Origin of the sequence: Pseudomonas sp. NBRC 111143, assembly GCF_001320965.1 — a bacterium.
Lineage (GTDB): Bacteria > Pseudomonadota > Gammaproteobacteria > Pseudomonadales > Pseudomonadaceae > Aquipseudomonas > Aquipseudomonas machongensis.
Map to the genome: position 1 here is coordinate 292,736 of NZ_BCBT01000001.1, position 19,004 is coordinate 311,739.

Annotated in this window: 21 protein-coding genes; 13 read left to right on the forward strand and 8 right to left on the reverse strand. The window is 65.6% G+C overall.

Annotation, left to right across the window (positions count from 1 at the left end; translation table 11 throughout):
* Positions 1-2: 2 nt before the first annotated feature.
* The 3 genes from APH44_RS01165 (at position 3) to APH44_RS01175 (ending at position 4,473) form a co-directional block, all read left to right on the forward strand.
* On the forward strand, positions 3-2,420 hold the full coding sequence (locus tag APH44_RS01165; protein WP_054890853.1) for a glucose/quinate/shikimate family membrane-bound PQQ-dependent dehydrogenase: 2,418 nt from the start codon (positions 3-5) through the stop codon (positions 2,418-2,420).
* A gap of 78 nt (positions 2,421-2,498) precedes the next feature.
* Positions 2,499-3,749 (forward strand): carbohydrate porin, encoded by a 1,251-nt coding sequence (locus APH44_RS01170; protein ID WP_054890854.1) that lies wholly within the window; start codon positions 2,499-2,501, stop codon positions 3,747-3,749.
* Positions 3,750-3,855: 106 nt separating this feature from the next.
* Positions 3,856-4,473, forward strand: coding sequence for a LysE family transporter (locus APH44_RS01175; RefSeq protein ID WP_054890855.1), 618 nt, complete (start codon positions 3,856-3,858; stop codon positions 4,471-4,473).
* Positions 4,474-4,476: 3 nt separating this feature from the next.
* On the opposite strand, the gene APH44_RS01180 is transcribed toward APH44_RS01175, so the two are convergent.
* The 3 genes from APH44_RS01180 to APH44_RS01190 are packed head-to-tail and all read right to left on the reverse strand — an operon-like array spanning position 4,477 to position 6,201.
* Entirely contained in the window at positions 4,477-4,878 is a 402-nt protein-coding gene (locus APH44_RS01180; protein WP_054890856.1) for a hypothetical protein, read from the reverse strand.
* Between the two features lie 52 nt (positions 4,879-4,930).
* Complete coding sequence (locus tag APH44_RS01185) at positions 4,931-5,683, reverse strand: anti-sigma factor (protein ID WP_054890857.1); 753 nt, start codon at positions 5,681-5,683, stop codon at positions 4,931-4,933.
* Entirely contained in the window at positions 5,680-6,201 is a 522-nt protein-coding gene (locus tag APH44_RS01190; protein ID WP_054890858.1) for a sigma-70 family RNA polymerase sigma factor, read from the reverse strand. The genes APH44_RS01185 and APH44_RS01190 overlap by 4 nt, the downstream gene beginning before the upstream one ends.
* Positions 6,202-6,331: 130 nt before the next feature.
* Here APH44_RS01190 and APH44_RS01195 point away from each other — a divergent pair, with 130 nt between their 5' ends.
* The 5 genes from APH44_RS01195 (at position 6,332) to APH44_RS01215 (ending at position 10,104) form a co-directional block, all read left to right on the forward strand.
* Complete coding sequence (locus APH44_RS01195) at positions 6,332-7,378, forward strand: catalase family peroxidase (RefSeq protein ID WP_054890859.1); 1,047 nt, start codon at positions 6,332-6,334, stop codon at positions 7,376-7,378.
* The gene (locus APH44_RS01200) at positions 7,375-7,908 is read left to right on the forward strand and encodes a cytochrome b (RefSeq protein WP_054890860.1); all 534 of its coding nucleotides are present in this window, start codon (positions 7,375-7,377) and stop codon (positions 7,906-7,908) included. The genes APH44_RS01195 and APH44_RS01200 overlap by 4 nt, the downstream gene beginning before the upstream one ends.
* A gap of 56 nt (positions 7,909-7,964) precedes the next feature.
* A complete protein-coding gene (locus APH44_RS01205; RefSeq protein WP_054890861.1) occupies positions 7,965-9,176 on the forward strand; it encodes an MFS transporter in 1,212 nt (403 codons plus the stop codon).
* Between the two features lie 88 nt (positions 9,177-9,264).
* Positions 9,265-9,810, forward strand: coding sequence for a cupin domain-containing protein (locus APH44_RS01210; protein WP_054890862.1), 546 nt, complete (start codon positions 9,265-9,267; stop codon positions 9,808-9,810).
* Positions 9,811-9,816: 6 nt separating this feature from the next.
* Complete coding sequence (locus APH44_RS01215; RefSeq protein ID WP_054890863.1) at positions 9,817-10,104, forward strand: hypothetical protein; 288 nt, start codon at positions 9,817-9,819, stop codon at positions 10,102-10,104.
* On the opposite strand, the gene APH44_RS01220 is transcribed toward APH44_RS01215, so the two are convergent.
* Positions 10,096-10,686 carry a 2-hydroxychromene-2-carboxylate isomerase gene (locus tag APH44_RS01220; protein WP_054890864.1) on the reverse strand — a complete coding sequence of 197 codons (591 nt, stop codon included), beginning with the start codon at positions 10,684-10,686 and terminating at the stop codon, positions 10,096-10,098. The genes APH44_RS01215 and APH44_RS01220 overlap by 9 nt on opposite strands.
* Positions 10,687-10,726: 40 nt before the next feature.
* Positions 10,727-11,458: an SDR family oxidoreductase gene (locus APH44_RS01225; RefSeq protein WP_054890893.1), complete on the reverse strand. Its 732-nt coding sequence runs from the start codon at positions 11,456-11,458 to the stop codon at positions 10,727-10,729.
* An 88-nt stretch (positions 11,459-11,546) separates the two neighbouring features.
* Here APH44_RS01225 and APH44_RS01230 point away from each other — a divergent pair, with 88 nt between their 5' ends.
* Entirely contained in the window at positions 11,547-12,107 is a 561-nt protein-coding gene (locus tag APH44_RS01230) for a TetR/AcrR family transcriptional regulator (RefSeq protein ID WP_054890865.1), read from the forward strand.
* Between the two features lie 38 nt (positions 12,108-12,145).
* On the opposite strand, the gene APH44_RS01235 is transcribed toward APH44_RS01230, so the two are convergent.
* A complete protein-coding gene (locus APH44_RS01235) occupies positions 12,146-12,796 on the reverse strand; it encodes an oxygen-insensitive NAD(P)H-dependent nitroreductase NfsB (RefSeq protein WP_054890866.1) in 651 nt (216 codons plus the stop codon).
* A 102-nt stretch (positions 12,797-12,898) separates the two neighbouring features.
* Here APH44_RS01235 and APH44_RS01240 point away from each other — a divergent pair, with 102 nt between their 5' ends.
* Complete coding sequence (locus APH44_RS01240) at positions 12,899-13,795, forward strand: LysR family transcriptional regulator (protein WP_054890867.1); 897 nt, start codon at positions 12,899-12,901, stop codon at positions 13,793-13,795.
* On the opposite strand, the gene APH44_RS01245 is transcribed toward APH44_RS01240, so the two are convergent.
* Positions 13,792-14,688 (reverse strand): hypothetical protein, encoded by an 897-nt coding sequence (locus APH44_RS01245; protein ID WP_156343708.1) that lies wholly within the window; start codon positions 14,686-14,688, stop codon positions 13,792-13,794. The two genes, APH44_RS01240 and APH44_RS01245, sit on opposite strands and share 4 nt — an antisense overlap.
* Before the next feature lie 108 nt (positions 14,689-14,796).
* On the opposite strand from APH44_RS01245, the gene APH44_RS01250 reads away from it, so the two are divergent.
* On the forward strand, positions 14,797-15,627 hold the full coding sequence (locus tag APH44_RS01250; protein ID WP_054890869.1) for an AraC family transcriptional regulator: 831 nt from the start codon (positions 14,797-14,799) through the stop codon (positions 15,625-15,627).
* A 48-nt stretch (positions 15,628-15,675) separates the two neighbouring features.
* Positions 15,676-16,260: a LysE family translocator gene (locus tag APH44_RS01255; RefSeq protein ID WP_054890870.1), complete on the forward strand. Its 585-nt coding sequence runs from the start codon at positions 15,676-15,678 to the stop codon at positions 16,258-16,260.
* Positions 16,261-16,263: 3 nt separating this feature from the next.
* On the opposite strand, the gene APH44_RS01260 is transcribed toward APH44_RS01255, so the two are convergent.
* The gene (locus APH44_RS01260) at positions 16,264-17,475 is read right to left on the reverse strand and encodes a sugar transporter (RefSeq protein WP_054890871.1); all 1,212 of its coding nucleotides are present in this window, start codon (positions 17,473-17,475) and stop codon (positions 16,264-16,266) included.
* Positions 17,476-17,669: 194 nt separating this feature from the next.
* Here APH44_RS01260 and APH44_RS01265 point away from each other — a divergent pair, with 194 nt between their 5' ends.
* On the forward strand, positions 17,670-18,962 hold the full coding sequence (locus APH44_RS01265; RefSeq protein ID WP_054890872.1) for a hypothetical protein: 1,293 nt from the start codon (positions 17,670-17,672) through the stop codon (positions 18,960-18,962).
* The last annotated feature ends 42 nt before the right edge of the window (positions 18,963-19,004 follow it).

Here is a 19,004-nt window from a genome sequence, read left to right on the forward strand (position 1 = left end):
GCATGAACGACACACCCCGCGCTTCTGGCGCCTCCACATTCCTCCTGGTCGGGTTGGGCGTGATCATCGCCCTGCTCGGTCTGCTCCTGGCCGCAGGCGGCGTCAAGCTGGTCGGCCTGGGCGGTTCCTGGTACTTCTTGATCGGCGGCCTGGCGATGGCCATCGCCGGCCTGCTCATCGCCCGTCGCAAGCCTGCCGGGGCATGGCTCTACGCCGTGTTCCTGCTCGGCACCGTTATCTGGGCACTGGCCGATGTAGGCCTGGTGTTCTGGCCGCTGTTCTCGCGGCTGTTCATGTTCGGCGCCATCGGCCTGGTGGTCGCGCTGGTCTATCCCCTGTTGGTGCGTGCCAACGGCGGCAGTCGCGGCCGACGCGCCTATGCTTTGGCTGCAGCACTGGCAGTGGTACTGGCCATCGCCGCAGGCAATATGTTCGTCGCTCACCCCAGCGTCGCACCGACCGGCAACGGCCCTGGCCTGACCGCCGTGGAACCGGGCAAAGAGCAGAAGGACTGGGCGCACTACGGCAACACCGAAGGCGGCAGCCGCTTCGCCGCACTGGACCAGATCAACCGCGCCAACGTCGACAAGCTCAAGGTGGCCTGGACCTACCACACCGGTGATGTCGCGATCAGCGACGGCAATGGCGCCGAAGACCAGCTCACCCCGCTGCAGGTCGGCGACAAGGTGTTCATCTGCACCCCGCACAACAACCTGATCGCCCTGGATGCCGACACCGGCAAGGAGCTCTGGAAAAACGCCATCAACGCGCAATCCAAGGTCTGGCAGCGCTGCCGTGGCCTGGCCTACTTCGATGCCACCGCGCCAATCGTCCAGCCGACCCAACCGCACAGTTCGCCGATCACCGTTGCCGCGCTGCCGGCGGGCGCCAACTGCCAGCGCCGCCTGCTGACCAACACCATCGACGGTCGCCTGATCGCGGTGGATGCCGACACCGGCGCCTTCTGCGAAGGCTTCGGCAACAACGGCCAGGTCGATCTGAAGGCCGGCCTGGGTGACGTCCCGGATTCCTACTACCAGCTTTCCTCGGCGCCACTGATGGCTGGCACCACCGTAGTGGTCGGCGGGCGGGTCGCCGACAACGTCCAGACCGACATGCCCGGCGGCGTACTGCGCGGCTTCGATGTAATGACCGGGCAGATGCGCTGGGCCTTCGATCCGGGCAATCCGCAGGACCGCAACGCCCCCGCCGACGGTAGCACCTACGTGCGCAGCACCCCCAACAGCTGGGCGCCGATGTCGTACGATCCGGCGATGAACACGGTGTTCCTGCCGATGGGCTCCTCCTCCACCGACATCTACGGCGTGGAGCGCAGCAAGCTCGACCACACCTACGGTGCCTCGGTGCTGGCCCTGGACGCCACCACCGGCAACCAGAAGTGGGTCTACCAGACCGTGCACAACGATCTCTGGGACTTCGACCTGCCGATGCAGCCAAGCCTGATCGACTTCACCAAGGACGACGGCAGCACGGTGCCAGCAGTCGTGATCGGCACCAAGGCCGGGCAGATCTACGTGCTCGACCGCGCCACCGGTACACCGCTGACCCAGGTCGATGAAGTACCGGTCAAGCCGAGCAACATCCCCAACGAGCCCTACTCGCCGACCCAGCCCAAATCCGTCGGCATGCCGCAGATCGGCGCGCAGACCCTGACCGAATCGGACATGTGGGGTGCCACCCCGTACGATCAACTGCTGTGCCGCATCGACTTCAAGAAAATGCGCTACGACGGCCTGTACACCGCACCGGGTACCGACCTGTCGCTGAGCTTCCCAGGCTCGCTGGGCGGCATGAACTGGGGCAGCCTTTCGACTGATCCGGTGCACGGCTTCATTTTCGTCAATGACATGCGCCTGGGCCTGTGGATCCAGATGATCCCTTCACAGAACAGTGGCCAGGCAGCCTCCGGTGGCGAGGCGCTGAACACTGGCATGGGTGCCGTGCCGCTCAAGGGCACGCCTTACGCGGTGAACAAGAACCGCTTCCTGTCGGTGGCCGGCATCCCCTGCCAGGCGCCGCCGTTCGGCACCCTCACCGCGATCGACATGAAGACCCGGCAGATCGCCTGGCAGGTGCCGGTCGGCACCGTCGAGGACACCGGCCCCCTGGGCATCCGCATGCACCTGCCGATCAAGATCGGCCTGCCGACGCTGGGCGGCACCCTGTCCACCCAAGGCGGCCTGGTGTTCATCGCCGGTACCCAGGATTTCTACCTGCGTGCCTACGACAGCAGCAACGGCAACGAGATCTGGAAGGCGCGCCTGCCGGTCGGCAGCCAGGGCGGGCCGATGACGTACGTATCGCCCAAGACCGGCAAGCAGTACGTGGTGATCACCGCCGGTGGCGCGCGACAGTCGACTGACCGTGGCGACTATGTGATTTCGTACGCCTTGCCATAGACCGCGTTGCTCCCTTCGCGTGCAAGTCGCAGCGGCCTGCACGCGAAGGGGCCCTCACAGACCATCCGAGACCCTGCAATGTCCCCCGCTTTTCGCTTGACCCCTCTGGTCTTCGCCCTGACCAGCACCGCTTCGCTCGCCGCCGACAACACCCTGACCGGTGACTGGGGCGGCCTGCGCCAGCAACTGGAAGAAAACGGCATCCACATCACCGGCGACTACAGCGGCGAGACCGCCTACAACGCCCACGGTGGCCTGCACCGCTCGGCGCGTTATTCGCAGAACCTCAAGTTGGGCGTGCAATTCGACCTGTCGAAACTGTATGGCCTGGACAACGGCGGCAAGGTCCAGCTGACGGTCAACGACCGTCGTGGCAACAGCGCCTCCGAAGACCTGGTCGGCAACCGTCTGCCGATCCAGGAGAACTACGGCGGCCTGTATACCCGCCTCACCGAACTGAGCTACGAGCGCAACCTGTTCACCCCGGCCTTGAACCTCAAGCTCGGCTACATGGCCATGGGCAACGACCTCGGCGGCCTGGACAGCGGCATCCTGTGCAATTTCATGAATGCCGGCTTCTGCGGCCACCCGCTGAACATGTCCGGTGGCAGCGGCTGGACCAACTACCCCAACGCGCACCTCGGCGCCCGGGTCAAATACGATCTCTCGCCCTCCTGGCAACTGCGCGTGGCGGCCTTCAACGTCGATCCGCAGAGCAACGGCAACTCCAGCCGCGCCTGGCACCTGGGGCCCAAGCACAGCACCGGCACCGTGGTGCCTGTGGAGCTGGTCTACAAGGTGCAGGGCGAACGGCCGGGCGAGTACAAGCTGGGCTACTACTACGACAGCTCCAACGTGAAGCGCATCGGCAGCGACCAGGACGTGGCCGGACGCAGTGGCCATTACCTGCTGGTCGACCAGGCGTTGTGGAACGACCCAGCCTCTGCGGGTCGCAGCCTGCATGCGTTCGGCCAATATTCAGCGTCGAGCAAGGCCGCCTCGCCCTTCACTCGCTGGTATGGCGCCGGTGTGGTGCTGTACAAGCCCTTCGAAGGACGACCGCGCGACACCCTGGCGCTGGGCTACGGGCGGGCGGTGCCGAATCCGCGCAGCCGTCAGTTGCTGGAAAACACCGCGCTGGATGCCGGACGTGACTTCCCCGGCCTGGACAGCGCCGAGCAACTGATCGAACTCAGCTATGGCTACCAGGCCACGCCATGGCTGAACCTGCGCCCGGATGTGCAGTACATCATCGAGCCGGGCGCCTTCTCCGGCGAAGCGATCGACAACGCGCTGGTCGTCGGGCTGCAGGTCAAGGCGACGTTCTGACCGGCAAGATCCGTTTCTGCAGGTTCCAGCGCATTCATGATGGGCCGCTATGCAAGGCGGGCGGAACGTGGCATATATCCTGGCATTCCCCCAGGAGAACTTTCCCATGCTCGGCGTAACCGACTACGGCGCCTTCGTCATCGCCTTCATCGTCCTCCTGGCCATTCCCGGCCCCGGCAACTTCGCCCTGATCACCGCCACCGGCAAAGGCGGGATCAAGGGCGGGCTGGCGGCGACCCTCGGGGTGATCCTCGGTGACCAGGTGCTGATGTGGCTGGCCGTTGCAGGCGTCGCCACCCTGCTCGCCGCCTACCCGGCCGCCTTCCACGTCGTGCAGTGGGCTGGCGCCGCCTACCTGGCCTGGCTCGGCCTGCGCATGGTGTTGAGCAAGCCCGGCACTGGGCCGCGTGAAAGCCGCATGGACAGCGGTCACTACCTGCGCCAGACCATGATGATCACTCTGCTCAACCCCAAGGCGATCATGTTCTACATGGCCTTCTTCCCACTGTTCATCGATCCGGTACAGCATCAGGGCTTCATCACTTTCGCCTTCATGGCGGTGACGGTCGCCGGGCTGACCCTTCTCTACGGCCTGTTCGCGGTGCTGCTGACCCACCACCTGGCCGAGCGCATGCGCGCCAATCCGCGGATCTCCAACCTGCTCGAGCGGCTGGCCGGTGCTTGTCTGGTCGGGTTTGGCATCAAGCTGGCGGCGATGCGCTGAGACTCAGGCACCGCCAAGCAGGTCGTGGGCATCGAGCAGCCGGAAGGCCACTTCCGGGTTGCGCTCCAGGCCTTTGCGAATGGCGGCCGGGATCGACTGGCGGGTCTTGCGGCACAGCCCCGGCTGGTCGTCCAGCTCGATGACGAAGCCGCGCATGGTACGCACCTCGTTGTAGCCTGGTGCGATATGCACGCGAATGCCCAATTGCTCGTAGAGGCGTGACTGCAGGCGCTGCAGGTCTTCCAGGCTCTGGAGGTTTTCCAGGCGCTCGAGCAGGCGCTTCTCCTCCTGGCGGTTGAGCAGAAGAATGCGTTGGGCCTGGGGTGGGTGCGCGTGCAACTGCTCGCGCCCGCAATCACAGGCGCCGGGAGGGCAAGGCTGGCGCAAGGCAGGTGTGCTGGACATGGGCCAAGCATAGCGCTTTCAAATGAAAGTTCGCCTCCCCTGGAAATCGTCGCTAGAGACTGACCCCCAGTACCTTGCGCAGCTGCTCGCTACGGGCATCATCCGCCGCACTGACCAAGGCGAAGTTGTAGTCACCATGGGACCAGTAGCGCGCCTCGAGCTGCCCATCGACGCGCTGCCCGCTGGGCATCTGGTCGTAGCGCCCGCCTGGGGAGCGCATGAACAGGCTGATGCGTTCGCCTTTTTTGTCCTGGAACACCAACAATGCCGCCGGGCCGTCCTCGTTGGCCAGCAGGCGTGCACCCACCGGCTGGAAGCCGTATCCACTGAGATCCGGCACCTGGCCGACCCGGTTGAAATGCCGCCGCAGCCACGACTGCAACTGCGCAGGGTCATCGGCCTGGACATCGAGGGCCGTGGCGTCGGCGAACAGCTTGTGTGCCTGCACCGCGTCGGCCATCGGCAAATCGCCTGCCAGCATCGTCGATTCACGTGCCTGCCAGCCCCCTAGCCCGCCAAGCCCCAACGCCAGCAGCAGGACAGCGGCCGACGCGAAGCGCTGCTGGCGACGCTGACGCAGCCGTCGTCGCAGGTGGGCCAGTTCCAGTTGCGGGTTGTGGGGCATGTCGTTGAAACCGGCAAGCGCCGCGCGCAGGCGCCGGGCATCGCTGCGCCAGGCCTCGATCCGCGCGGCCTGCTCCGGGTTGGCCGCAAGCCAGACCTCGACCTCGGCCCGGCGTACAGGCTCCAGTTGGTCGTCGACAAAGGCGTGCAGCTCTTGCTCGGTGGGGATCAGGCGAGTCATTTCAGTCTCCGCAGGGCCGGGGACGATGGCTTGCCCTCGGTCAGTTCACGCAACGCGGCACGGGCGCGCGACAAGCGCGACATGACTGTGCCGATCGGTATATCCAGGGCCTGGGCGACTTCCTTGTAGCTCAAGCCCTCGACGCTGACCAGCAGCAACAGCGCGCGCTGTTCGCTGGGCAGGCGGGCGAAGGCCTGCAGGTCGGCCTGGGCCAGCACGATGCTCTCGGTCTCGTAGCCCAGCGGCTCCTCGGCCTGCCCGCCGCGACCGAACCAGTTCAGCCAGCGCGAATGCAGGCGATCACGGCGCTTGCCGTCGAGGAATAGCCGATAGAGGATGGTGAACAACCAGGCACGCCGGTTCTGTTCCTCTCGCTGTTGACCGCTGCGGGTGAGCGCCCGCTCGACGGTGGCCTGGACCAGGTCGTCGGCACTGCCGCTTTCGCGGGTCAGCCACAGGGCGAAGCGCCGCAGGCTTTGCAGCAGTTCGCGCCATTGTTGTTCATCCAGGTCATGCATGGTCAGGCCCCGGCCCCATGGGCTGTCAGTGTAATGGGCAGACGGGGCGCGACGAAATCTATTCCCGTCGAGGGAATAAATTTTTCGCTCCCACGTCATACCGGCTCATTCACTGACTCGGAACGTCACCATGAACACACCCCTGCACGGCCCTGCCAAGGCCCTGCGCCTGGCCGCCATAGGCGCCACGGTCGTGGCGCTGGGTGCGGGCTTCGCCTATGCCGCCGGATGGATCGGCACCCCTGCCCTGACGCCACAGCGCATCATCGACACCTTCGAAGCCCAGGCCGGCCACCATCCCGGCTACCGCAAGAACCACGCCAAGGGCCTGTGCGTCAGCGGCTACTTCGAAAGCAGCGGCCAGGCGCAGGCGCTGTCGAGCGCGCGGGTATTCAGCCAGGCACGGGTGCCGGTGATCGGCCGCTTCGCCATCGGCGGTGCCAACCCCTACAGCCCCGACGCCGGCGTACCGACCCGCAGCCTGGCGGTCCAGCTGAGTACCGACGACGGCCAGGTCTGGCGTACCGGCATGAACAATCCACCCGTGTTGGCGGTAAGCACCCCGCAAGGTTTCTATGAACTGGTCGTGGCCAGCGGCCCGAGCCCGGCCACCGGCAAACCGGACCCGGCCAAGCTGCAGGCGTTCTTCGCCGCCCACCCGGAGAGCGCAGCCTTTCGCCAATGGGCCGCCAGCGCCAAGCCCAGCGACAGCTTCGCCAACACCGACTACAACAGCATCAACGCCTTTCGCCTGATCGATGCCAGCGGCAAGGCGCAAGCCGTGCGCTGGCGCATGGTCGCGCAAACACCCTTTGCTCCTCTGCCCGCCCAGGTCGAGGACAACCTGTACCTTCAACACGACCTGCAACAACGCCTGAGCCAGGCGCCGTTGCGCTGGACACTGCGCCTGACCCTCGCCGAACCCGGCGACGCCATCGACGACCCGGCCAGCCAATGGCCCGACTCGCGCCGCAGCATCGATGCCGGCACCCTGGTGATCGACCACGTCGATGCACCTGAACAAGGCGCCTGTCGCGACCTCAACTTCGACCCGCTGATTCTGCCCAGCGGCATCGAAGCCTCCGCCGATCCGATCCTTGCCGCGCGCTCGGCCGCCTACTCGGAATCGTTCAACCGCCGCAGCCGTGAAAGCCTCGGTGCAGGAGCCCGCCCATGAAACCGTCCGCCTTCCACCCCCTGGCCCGCCTGGTGCACTGGCTCATGGCGATACTGATCCTGGCGATGCTGTTCATCGGCGTGAGCATGGTCGGCGACCTGTCGCCACGTCACCCCTGGCTGGTGGAGCTGCACAAGGCCACGGGCCTGGCGCTGCTGGCACTGGTGGTGCTGCGCATCTTCCTGCGCCTGACCCTGCCGCACCCGCCACTGCCCGCCGACCTGCCACCGCTGCAGCGTTTCGCTGCCGGCGCCTCGCACCTGGCGCTGTACGGGCTGATGCTGGCCATGCCGTTGCTCGGCTGGGCGATGCTCTCGGCCGGCGGCTACCCGCGGCCCTTGCAACTGCCGGCGATCATGCCTCACGACCTGCAGTTGTATGCCGTGCTGCGCCAGGCGCATGGCTGGGCGGGCTACCTGCTGTTCGTCACCATCCTGGCCCACCTCGGCGCAGCGCTGTTCCATGCACTGGTGCGTCGCGATGGCGTATTGCGTAGCATGTGGCCAGGGCCCTTGCGCCGCAGCGACTGAAAAACGCCTGCAGGCGGAATGGGGCCGATACCTTTCCGCCTGCCATGGATGTTTCAATGACCACCGCGAAGGACACTGCATCTCCCACCCCGCCCCAAGCCCCCGCCCTGGACCTGCGCCCGCTGCTGCTGGTGAACATGGCCTGCACCATGTCGATGATGGCGTTCGTCGCCTTGATCGGCCCCATCGCCCGCCTGCTGGGGATGGCCACCTGGCAAGCCGGTGCGGCGGTCACCGTGGCAGGCGTGGTCTGGGTCATTCTTGCACGCCCATGGGGCCGGGCCGCCGACCGCCTGGGCCGGCGACGCATCCTGCTGATGGGCAGTGCCGGCTTCACCGTCGCCTATTGGCTGCTGTGCCTGTTCATCGATGGCGCCTTGCGCTGGCTGCCGGGCGCGACCCTGGCCTTTCTCGGCCTGATGCTGACCCGCGGCCTGATCGGCGCCTTCTACGCCGCGCTGCCAGTGGGCGGCAATGCGCTGATCGCCGACCATGTCGAGCCCGAGCGCCGCGCCCGCGCCATGGCCTTGCTCGGCGCAGCCAATGCCGTAGGGCTGGTGCTCGGCCCGGCACTGGCCGCGTTGCTGGCGCGCCATAGCCTGAGCGCCCCGTTCTTCATCATGTCGCTGCTGCCGGCCAGCGCATTCCTCGTGCTGCTGTTCAAGCTCAAGCCCCAGCCGCTTCCTCACAACTATGCGCCAAGCCCCGTACGCCTGGGTGACCCGCGCCTGCGCCGACCGTTGATCGTGGCCTTCAGCGCCATGCTCAGCGTGACCGTATCGCAGATCACCGTGGGCTTTTTCGCCCTCGATCGCTTGCAACTGAACAGCGCCGATGCCGCCCAGGCCGCAGGCATCGCCCTGACCGCCGTGGGCGTGGCGCTGATTGGCTCGCAGATTCTGCTGCGCCAGTTGGAGTGGCCACCGCTGAAGATGATCCGCGTGGGCGCCAGCATCAGCGCGCTGGGCTTTGCCGCCGGGGCCTTGGCCACCACTGCTCCGGCATTGTGGGCGTGCTTCTTCGTCGCCGCCGCCGGCATGGGCTTCGTCTTCCCTGCCTTCTCGGCGCTGGCCGCCAATGCCATGCAAGCCAGCGAACAAGGGGCCACCGCAGGGTCGATCAGCGCTGCTCAAGGCATGGGAGCGGTGATCGGGCCGCTGGCCGGGACGCTGGTCTACGCCGTCGATCCGCGCCTGCCGTTCCTGGCCGTGGCCGTGCTGTTGCTGCTGGTCGGGCTGTGGCCTGCCCCCGCCGCCCAGCGCACCTGACAAGCACAGCGCGTTGCCGGTCAGAGTGTGTTTTAATGCGCTGCCCATTATTTTTGACACCTCTGATCACTCACTACTCAAGGCGGCTATGGACACGGGGACACGACTCAAACTGGTGCGTGAACGCAACAACCTCTCCCAGCGGGAGCTGGCCCGCCGCAGCGGCCTGACCAACTCGACGATCTCGCAGATCGAGCAGAACCGCGTCAGCCCCTCGGTCAGTTCCCTGAAAAAACTCCTCGAAGGCATCCCCATGAGCCTCGCCGAGTTCTTCAGCTTCGATGAACCTGCACGCGAAGAGCGCTACGTGTTCCGCGGCGGCGAGCAACCTGACCTGGGTCGCAACGGCCTGCGCATGCTGCTGGTCGGCGCCAGTGTCGAAGGCCGACAGATGCGCATGCTGCGCGAGCTCTACGCACCGGGTGCCGACTCGGGCGAGCCGATCGTGCATGCCGAAGGCGAGGAATGCGGGCTGGTCACCCGGGGGACGGTCGAGTTGTGGGTCGATGGCCAGGTCAGCGTACTCAACTCGGGCGACGGCTACTACATCCCCACCACGCTGCCGCACAGCTTCAAGAATATCGGCCCGGACGAAGCAGAAATCATCAGCGCCAATACCCCGGCGAACTTCTGACCGTTCATGTCCGCCCCAAACAGCCGTGAGATCTACCAGTGCCTGCGTGACGCCGCCCTCGGCGTCCAGGCGCTGGAAGTGCACGAGCACCTGAGCGACGGGCGGGTCAGGGTGCAGATCGGCCACTGGCAACTGATCCTGACCCTCGACGACGAAGGCCTCGCCCATTGCAGCGAATGCCGCGCCCCCGATGGCCGCGAGGCCGAGCGCGGCCACTGGCAGCGCTATGGCACCGACCCGGTCGAGCTGCTCAGCGTCTGGGAACGCACGCAACTGGAGCGGCTGTTAGGTTAATGCTTCTTCGATGAAGTCCAAGCGGTCCTGACCGAAGAACATCTCCCTGCCGACAAAACAGATCGGCGCGCCGAACACGCCCCGCTCGACCGCCTCCTGGGTCACCTGCTTGAGCCGCTCCTTGACCTCGACGTCGGCCGCCAGGGCACGAAACGCCTCGGGGTCCATGCCTGCTTCGCGCAGCGTCGCATCGAGCACCTCAGGGTCCGACAGATTGCGCTGTTGCACCCACAGCCCGTCGAACAACGCCTTGAGCAAGGGTTCGAGGCGCTCGGGCGAACGCATCTGCGTGCCGAGCACGCCCCGCATCAGGTTCAGGGTATTGACCGGAAACCCTGGCGGGAGGCTGAACGGCACGCCATAACGGGCAGCGAAGCGTTTCAGGTCACCGATCATGTAGCGCCCCTTGGCCGGTATCGTCGCCGGCGAGGCATTGCCGGTGGCCTGGAACACACCGCCCAGCAGCATGGGTCGCAGCGCCAGGGTGGCGCCTCGGCGGGCACACAGGGCGGGCAACTGGGTCCAAGCCAGGTAGCTGGCCGGACTGCCCAGATCAAAGTAGAACTCGACGCACTTGCTCATGCAGCACTCCTTGTGGCGGAAGGTGGTTGGGCGCAGCGGATCACCAGCGTTCGATCCAGGGGCGCAAGTCAAGTTCGAAGGTCCAGGCGTCCCGGGGCTGGGTGTGCAGGTACCAGTAGCTGTCGGCGATATGCGCCGGGTCAAGGATGCCATCCTGGTCCTTCAGGGCGTAGCGTTCAGGGAAGGTATCGCGAATGAACGCCGTGTCGATGGCGCCGTCGACCACCACGTGCGCCACATGAATGTTTCGCGGCCCCAGCTCGCGCGCCATGCTCTGGGCCAGGGCGCGCAAGGCGTGCTTGGCACCGGCGAAGGCAGCAAAACCGGCGGCGCCGCGGGTGCCAGCGGTGGCGCCGGTGAAGATCAGGGTGCCGCGTTCGCGGGTGACCATGCGCCGCGCCACTGCCTGGGCGGTGAGAAAGCCGGCGAAGCAGGCCATTTCCCAGATCTTGAAGTATTTGCGCGGCGTTTCGTCGAGGATGCTGCAGGGCACGTTGGCGCCGATGTTGAACACGAAGGCCTCGATCGGAGCGATATCACGCTCGATGGTTTCGATCAGCTCGGCCACCGCCTCTTCCTTGCGTGCATCGGAGCCGAAACCGTAGGCCTGACCGCCAGCCGCACGGATCTCGTCCACCAGTGGTTGCAGCTTGTCAGCGTCGCGACGGGTCACACAGGCGATATAACCTTCGCGGGCAAAACGCTTGGCGATCTCGCCGCCGGTGGCATCACCCGCCCCTATCACCAGGACCGCTTTTCGTTGTTCTGTCATCGGCACCTCCATTGATGAACGATCATTTAGTAAACGAACGCTATGCTATGATCGCTGCACCGTCAAGCCAGCACACCGAGGGTCACGGATGCGCTACTCCACCGATCACAAGCAACAGACTCGCGAGAAGCTGCTGGCCAGCAGCGGCGTCCTGGCCAAACGTGGTGGTTTCGCCAGTACCGGGGTCGCCGAGTTGATGAAGGCCATCGGTCTTACCGGTGGCGCCTTCTACAATCACTTCCCGTCCAAGGATGACCTGTTCAGCGAGGTGGTGCGACGCGAGCTGTGCAATAGCCCGTTCGCTCGCCTGGCCAGCCAGGGCGCCGACCGTGAACGTCTGCGCCGCTGCCTGAAGCAGTACTTGAGCCTGGCCCACCTGCACAATCCCGAAGGTGGCTGCCCGCTGCCGCCACTTGGGGTCGAGATCGCTCGCGCCGAGCGACCGGTCCGTGAACAGGCCGAACACTGGCTGCTCGAACTGCAGGCCGCGTGGAGTGAAACGCTTGGGGACGAGCGCAGGGCCTGGGCGTTGATCAGCCAGTGCGTCGGTGCTCTGGTGGTCGGGCGTATGTTGGCCAGCGAGGAAGTACAGCAGCAAGTGCTGGACGCCAGCCGCGACGTGGTCGAGCAGGCGCTGGAGGAAGATTGAAAGCCGGGGCAGACCGTAATGGCCCGCCCCGGTTTTTTTCAGAGGAAGGTGAACACCGTCTCGGCCGGCAGCCGCGACTTGCTCAGGCCGGCATTGAAGTCATCTTCACTGCGATACCCCAGGCTCAGCAGCACGACGCTGGTGAAGCCACGCTCGCGCAGGCCCAGCTCGGCGTCCAGCGCCTTGCTGTCGAAGCCCTCGATCGGGGTCGCATCGAGCCCGTGGGCGGCAGCGCCCAGCAAAGCGGTGCCCAGGGCCAGGTAGGTCTGCTTTTCCATCCAGTGCTGCGCATCCTTGAGGTCGTAGCGGTGCAGGTTCACATAGCCACGGCGCGTCGTGTCCTGGCCGGCACGGGCCTGATCATCGCGAAAACGGCCGTCGGCCGCTTCCTGGTCAAGCACGGCGTGCAGGTGCGCCTCGGTCATTTCGGTGCGGGTCGCGAACACGATCACGTGCGAGGCGTTGAGAATCTTGGGTGTGTTGTAGGCGAAGGCTTCGGTGGCCTTGGCCAGGCGTGCCTTGCCTTCGGCGCTGTCGGCGACGATGAAGTGCCAAGGCTGCGAGTTGACCGAGGACGGGCTATGACGCAATTGCTCGAGCAGTGCATCGACGGTGGCCTGCGGGATCTTGCGGCTGGCGTCGTAGGCCTTGGTGGTGTAGCGGCGCTTGGCCAGGGTGACGGTATCCATCGGAACTGCTCCTGTCAGGGAAGGTGATGGCGCGTATCTTATCTTTCCTACAGGAAAGAAAAACCAGCACAATGCAGCAACACTTTCATTCCAGGAGTGAAAATGCTGCGCCTTGACGATCTACAACTGTTCATCCGCTCCAGCGCCCTGGGCAGCTTCACCGCCGCCGCCCTGGAAGCCGACCTGCTACCGGGCCAGGTCGCAGCAGCGATCAAGCGCCTGGAGCGAGAGCTGGACGTGCGTCTGTTTGCCCGCACCACCCGTAGCCTGCGCCTGACCGCCGAGGGTGAGCTGTACCTGCCCACCGCCCACAGTGTGCTGGAGACCCTGCGTCACGGGCGTGAGAGCCTGCATGGCGATCACAGTGAACTGCGTGGTGTACTGCAGGTGTCGGCGCCTTCGGATGTCGGACGCAACCTGGTGCTGCCCTGGCTCACCGAGTTTCGCCGCGAACACTCGGGCTTGAGCCTGCGCTTCTTTCTCTCCGACGAACTCGCCGACCTGTACCGCGACCCGGTGGATGTCGGCATCCGCTATGGCATCGACGACGCTGCCAACTACATCTCGCTGCCACTGGCGCCGTGGAACCGCAGGGTACTGGTCGCCGCCCCCGCCTACCTCGCCCGCCGCGGCCGCCCGCACACCCCGCAAGACCTGCAACAGCACGATTGCCTGCTGTACCTGCAGCAGTCGCGGGTCTTCGACCGCTGGCAACTGGGTGAGCAGACGGTGCAGGTCAGCGGGCCGCTGTTCTGCGATGACGCCGATGTGGTACGGCGCTGGGCACTGGCCGGCGAAGGCATCGCCTTCAAGTCATGGCTGGACGTGCACGCCAATGTCGCGGCCGGCGAACTCGAGGTGCTGATGCCGGATTTCCCCGGCGACCTGCGCCCCCTGATCCTGGTGTGCCCGCACCGCAAGCAGCTGTCGCCGGCGGTGGCGCGCTTGCATCAGTGGTTGCAGGGCAAGTTTGCGCAGTTGCAGCCCGACCCTGGCTAGTGCGCCTTGCAGGCAGACTCGGCCCGCTCGTTGGCATCCTTGCCAAGCGTCAGCACGCCGCCATAGATGGCGCACAACCAACCACCCCGCTCGTGCACCTGTTGTCGAGCGGTGTCCACCACCGCGAACATCTTGCCCACGGTCACGGTTGGAATGACATAGGCGGGAATCAGCAACGCCAGCGTCAACGCCCAACGCACCGTCCAATTGTCGTTGGCGCTATGCTCGCGCATGACGAAATAACACTGGGCATCGTCAATGACACGGCCTTGGGCGAGCACTTCCAGAACATGCTCGTCCTGGCTCGTGAAGGGCGCCGCACCAGCAGCCTCGCTCACCGCTTGCCTGGCGCGCAAGCCCTCCAAGATCTTGCCAGCATCGCCACGGAGTACCCTGGCACTGCCTTCACGCCTGATCAGGTCTTCAAAAGTCGGATACCGATACGCGACGGGTGCGCACAGGTGATACAGCACGGAAAACACCAGCAGGCTCAAACCGCTCAGCCAATACATGAACAAGCTGAAGGGCATTTGCTTGATATATCCCGCCAGCTTGAACCCTTCGACCGCCAGAGGTACGACACTCAGGGCCACAGTCACCAGAAGCATGAGTTTGCTGGAGGCGATCAGCGACATTATTTTCCAGTCATGGGCAAACCCCACCGTCGGCGCTCGGAAGGATAGAGCTCCGCTCGCCAGGGAGCACAAGCCGACGAACACCAGGTAGACGAACAACAGCGAGGTGCTCGTAGCGCCCATGTTCTGGACCAAGGGAATCAGTATCAACATCGCTACCACTTGAGCGCTCACCGCAGCGACGATCGTGACCAGCAACGCGCGCAGCCAATTTCCGGATGTCTTTTTCATCAGATCAACAGCTTCCTGCAAAAACACCCAGTATACCGGCTCAATGCCACTACCCAGGCCATCCCATGCACATCCGTTCTAAAATCCGAAGCGCTTTTAAGCTAAGGTGAAGACTCCCTCCCGCAGGCCCCGCCCATGCCCAACTGGATCGCCCTCAAGCAAGACGCCGACACCGGCATAGAGTCGGTCCGCGCGCATTTCGTCGGCCACGCCTACGACCCGCACTGGCACGACAGCTTCCTGGTCGGGGTCACCGAACAGGGTGTGCAGCAGTTCAATTGCCGCCGGGTTCGGCACCAGAGCACGCCGGGCCAGGTGTTCCTGCTGGAACCCGGTGACCTTCACGATGGCGACGCTCCCACGCGCGAAGGCTTCACCTACTCCACGCTGTACCTGGACTCGAAGTGGCTGGAAAACGAACTGCATGCACTGTTCGAACAGGCCCCGGCAGGCTGCCTGCCGGCCTTCGCCGACACTCTGTGTGCCGACCCGCGACTGGCGGGCGCCACCTTGCGCGCCTTCCAGGTCATGCACGGCGGCGAGCTACGAATCGTGCGCCAGACCGCCATGGACGACCTGCTGGCCTGCCTGACCCGGCACCTGCACTGGCGCAAGCGCCTCGACCCCGATCCACGCCTGCCGCTGTGCGCCCAGCGAGCGCGCGACTACCTGCACGCCCATATCGACCAGGACATCGGCCTGAACGAAGTAGCGCAGGCCTGCGGCGTCGATCGCTTTCGCCTGACCCGCGCCTTCAAGGCCGCCTTCGGCCTGGCGCCGCACGCCTACCTGATCCAGTTGCGCCTGGCCCGCGCCCGGCGCCTGCTGGCTCGCGGCGACACACCCAGCGAAGTGGCCATGGCCTTGGGCTTTGCCGACCAGAGCCACCTGGGCCGCTGGTTCCGTCGTGCCTACCGGCTGACACCGGCCGACTACCGCCGACGCTGCTCAAAGCTTCCAGACTGAGCCGCCCGCAAGCCTGACCATGGTGTTCCGAACCACAGGAGCCTCACCATGTCGTCATCGCTGCTGCCCTTCATCCTTTTCGCCTTGGCCGCCAGCATCAGCCCCGGGCCGACCAACCTGCTGATTCTCGCCCACGGCGCGCACAACGGCCTGCGTGCCAGCCTGGCGCCGATCTTCGCGGCCTGCTCGGCGGCCGCGGCGATCGTCTGGGTGGTAGGCCTGGGGCTGGGAGAGGTGCTGCTGCGCCACCCGCTGGCGCAGCAGGTGATGAGCTGGGTGGGCGTGCTGTGGTTGAGTCGCCTGGCCTGGCAGTTGTTCCGCGCCGCTGGCGAGCCCTTGCATGCCACGGCGCGGCAGCGCTTCGGGGTCGGCAGCGCGGCATCGCTGCAACTGGTCAATCCCAAGGTCTGGCTGATGGCGGTGGCGGTGATCGGGGTGTTTGCCACGCCAGGATTGCCGGTGTGGCACCTGGCGCTGGTATTTCTGATCATCGCCCTGCCCTGCATGGGCGCGTGGGCCCTGCTCGGGATCGGCAGTGCCCGCTGGTTGCGTTCGCCCCGGCACCTGCAGCGCTTCAATCAGTTGCTGGCACTGTTGCTGCTGGTGTCGGCGTGGTCGGCTTTACTGGCGTGAAGCTCAAGGCGCGGGGGGCGCGGCCAGGGCATCGCGAAAGCGCTGGCTGCTGGCCAAGGCCAGGCCCAACCCCAGCACCGCCACCACACCACCGACCAGGCCGATATTGGCCACACCGATCTGGCTGCTGACGATACTGCCCAGCAATGCCCCGCCACCGATACCGATGTTGTAGATCCCCGAGAACAGTGCCATGGCCACATCGGTAGCGTCGGACGCCAACTTGAGCGTCTTCGACTGCAGCGACAGGCTGAAGCTCAGGATCGCCACGCCCCAGAACATGCTCAGCACGGCGAACGCGGCGAAGTTCCCCGACAGCGGCAACAGCAGCAACAGGCACGCGGCCAGACAACCGATCGAGCCGACCAGGAAACCGTGCGGGAAGCGATCGCTGTAACGGCTGAACAGCACCGAGCCGAGCACACCCGCCCCACCGAACAGCAACAGGATCAGGGTCGTGTGCTCACCGCTGATCTGCGCCACATGCAGGGCGAACGGTTCGATGTAGCTGTAGGCGGTGAACTGTGCGGTGATCACCAGCGTGACCAGAAGATAGGTGATGACCAGGGCAGGCCTGCGGAACAGGATCGGCAGGCTGCGCAGCGAACCGGAGTTCTGGCTCGGCAGCAAGGGCAGCGACTTCATCAGGCACAGCATGGTCGCCAGCGCCACGCCCGCAATGCTGAGGAAGGTGATGCGCCAACCCAGCGCCTCGCCCACCACACGCCCGAGCGGGATGCCCAGGACCATCGCCAGGGTAGTGCCGGTGGCCAGCAACCCGAGCGCCTTGGCCTGCTTGCCAGCCGGCGCCACGCGCACCGCCAACGACGCGGTGATCGCCCAGAACACCGCGTGCGACAAGGCGATGCCGATGCGGCTGACCAGCAGCATGGCGAAACTCTGCGCCATCCACGACAGCAAGTGGCTGACGATGAATACCAGGAACACGAACAGCAAAAGGCGCCGCCGCTCGATGTTACGGGTCATCAGCATCATCGGCAGCGAAGCCAGTGCCACCACCCAGGCGTAGATGGTCAACATCAGGCCCACCTGCGCGGTGGTCATGTCGAAGCTGCGACCGATGTCGCTGAGCAGTGCCACCGGCACGAACTCGGTGGTGTTGAAGATGAACGCCGCCAGCGCCAGCGCGATCACGCTCAGCCAACTGCCGCCGCCTGCCGGTGCAGGTAGGGAATCAGGTAGGGGTCCATTCATCGAGGCCAATGCAATCTCCGCAGGCAAAGCGATAGGACGCGCCCCACGTGCCCAGGTTCGGGTCGCGGATGCACGTTTGTTATTGGTAGGAATACTCGGCATGGTACGCGTCAAGGCCAGGCCTCACAACCGCGCGCGCACGGAGTACCATGACGCACTGTAGCAACATGCGGAACAAGGAGTCCGATCCGCTCATGGACAAGCAACACCCTCAGCAGCAGTGGCAACAGGCGGTCACCGCCTACGCCGAGGCCGTCAACCGCCATGTTGCGCAAGGTTGCGCACAAGGACACGACACAGCACAAGCGCCCTGCCCACCGGCCATCGATCACCTGCTCGACGCCTGGCAGCTCGCCCTGCACGCCATCAACCGACCTGGCATCGACGAGCACCAGCGTCAGTTGTTTCGCGAAGCCTGGCCGCCCGCCCATGATCCCTTGCTGCCACTGCTCCCGAGCCATGGCCAGGGTATCGCCCAGGTGCTGCTGCTCGATGACGGCCGCTTGCTGGCACGCATCGGCATGCCCCATGACAACGGCCAGGTGGTGCAGATCGACCGCAACGGGGTGACCCCGATGATCGGTGTCGAGCACTTCGGCCGCTGCCCGCGACGACGCTACTTCGCCCTGGCCAATGCGGAGGGCGTAAGGGTCACCGACGGCTGGGGCGGCCCTCAGGTCGCTCGGCTGTCCTGGCCCCATGGCCTGGAAGGCCTGCCGCCTGGCTACCCGTTCGATCCCTTCGACCTGCCACCCACCCCAACCCGCCTGCTCCCCCTGCCGGATGGCCGACGGGTACTGCTGGTCAGCCGCGAGGGCATCTTCCTGCTCACACCTCAAGGTGCCACCCGCCTGTTGCGCCGCGAAGCAGACATCCTCGCGCAACTGGCCGACGGCACCGACCCTGACGACATCGCGCTGCCCCTGACCCAGGCCCATGCCGCACTGTCGCCGGACGGCAAACGGATCGTGCTGGGCGAGCAGCGCGGCAACCACCAGGTACTCGACGAGCACCTGGAGCCGCTGGCCGAGATCGTCCCGGCGGGGGAACATCCGCACTTCGCCCTGTTCAACCACCGCGGCGACCAGTTGCTGCTCAATGCCTGCCAGGGCGACGGCGGCGCCAGCCTTGGCGTAACGCTCGCCAATCTGGCAACCGATCCGCAGATCTCGATGCTGCAGGACGGCGTGCAGATCCATGCCGGCGTCGCACGTCAAGGCGAGTACATCGTCGGCGATGCCCAAGGTTACCTGCGTGGCTTCGGCGAAGACGGTCGCGCGCACTGGCAGCATTATCTGGGGTCGGCCATCAGCGCCATGGACATCAGCGCCGACGGCCGCACCCTGGTCGCAGCCAGCCATGCCGGATTCATCTCGCTGATCGCCTTGGACAGCAAGCGGCCTGCCTGGCAGATCGGCACTGGCGAGCACGCCGAGGTGCGGCGCTGGTTGTTCTGGAAAGGGTGGAAGAAAGCGATGGTCTGGTAGCGCCTGTACGGGCCGCAATCGCGGGACTCGCCCCGCGATTGC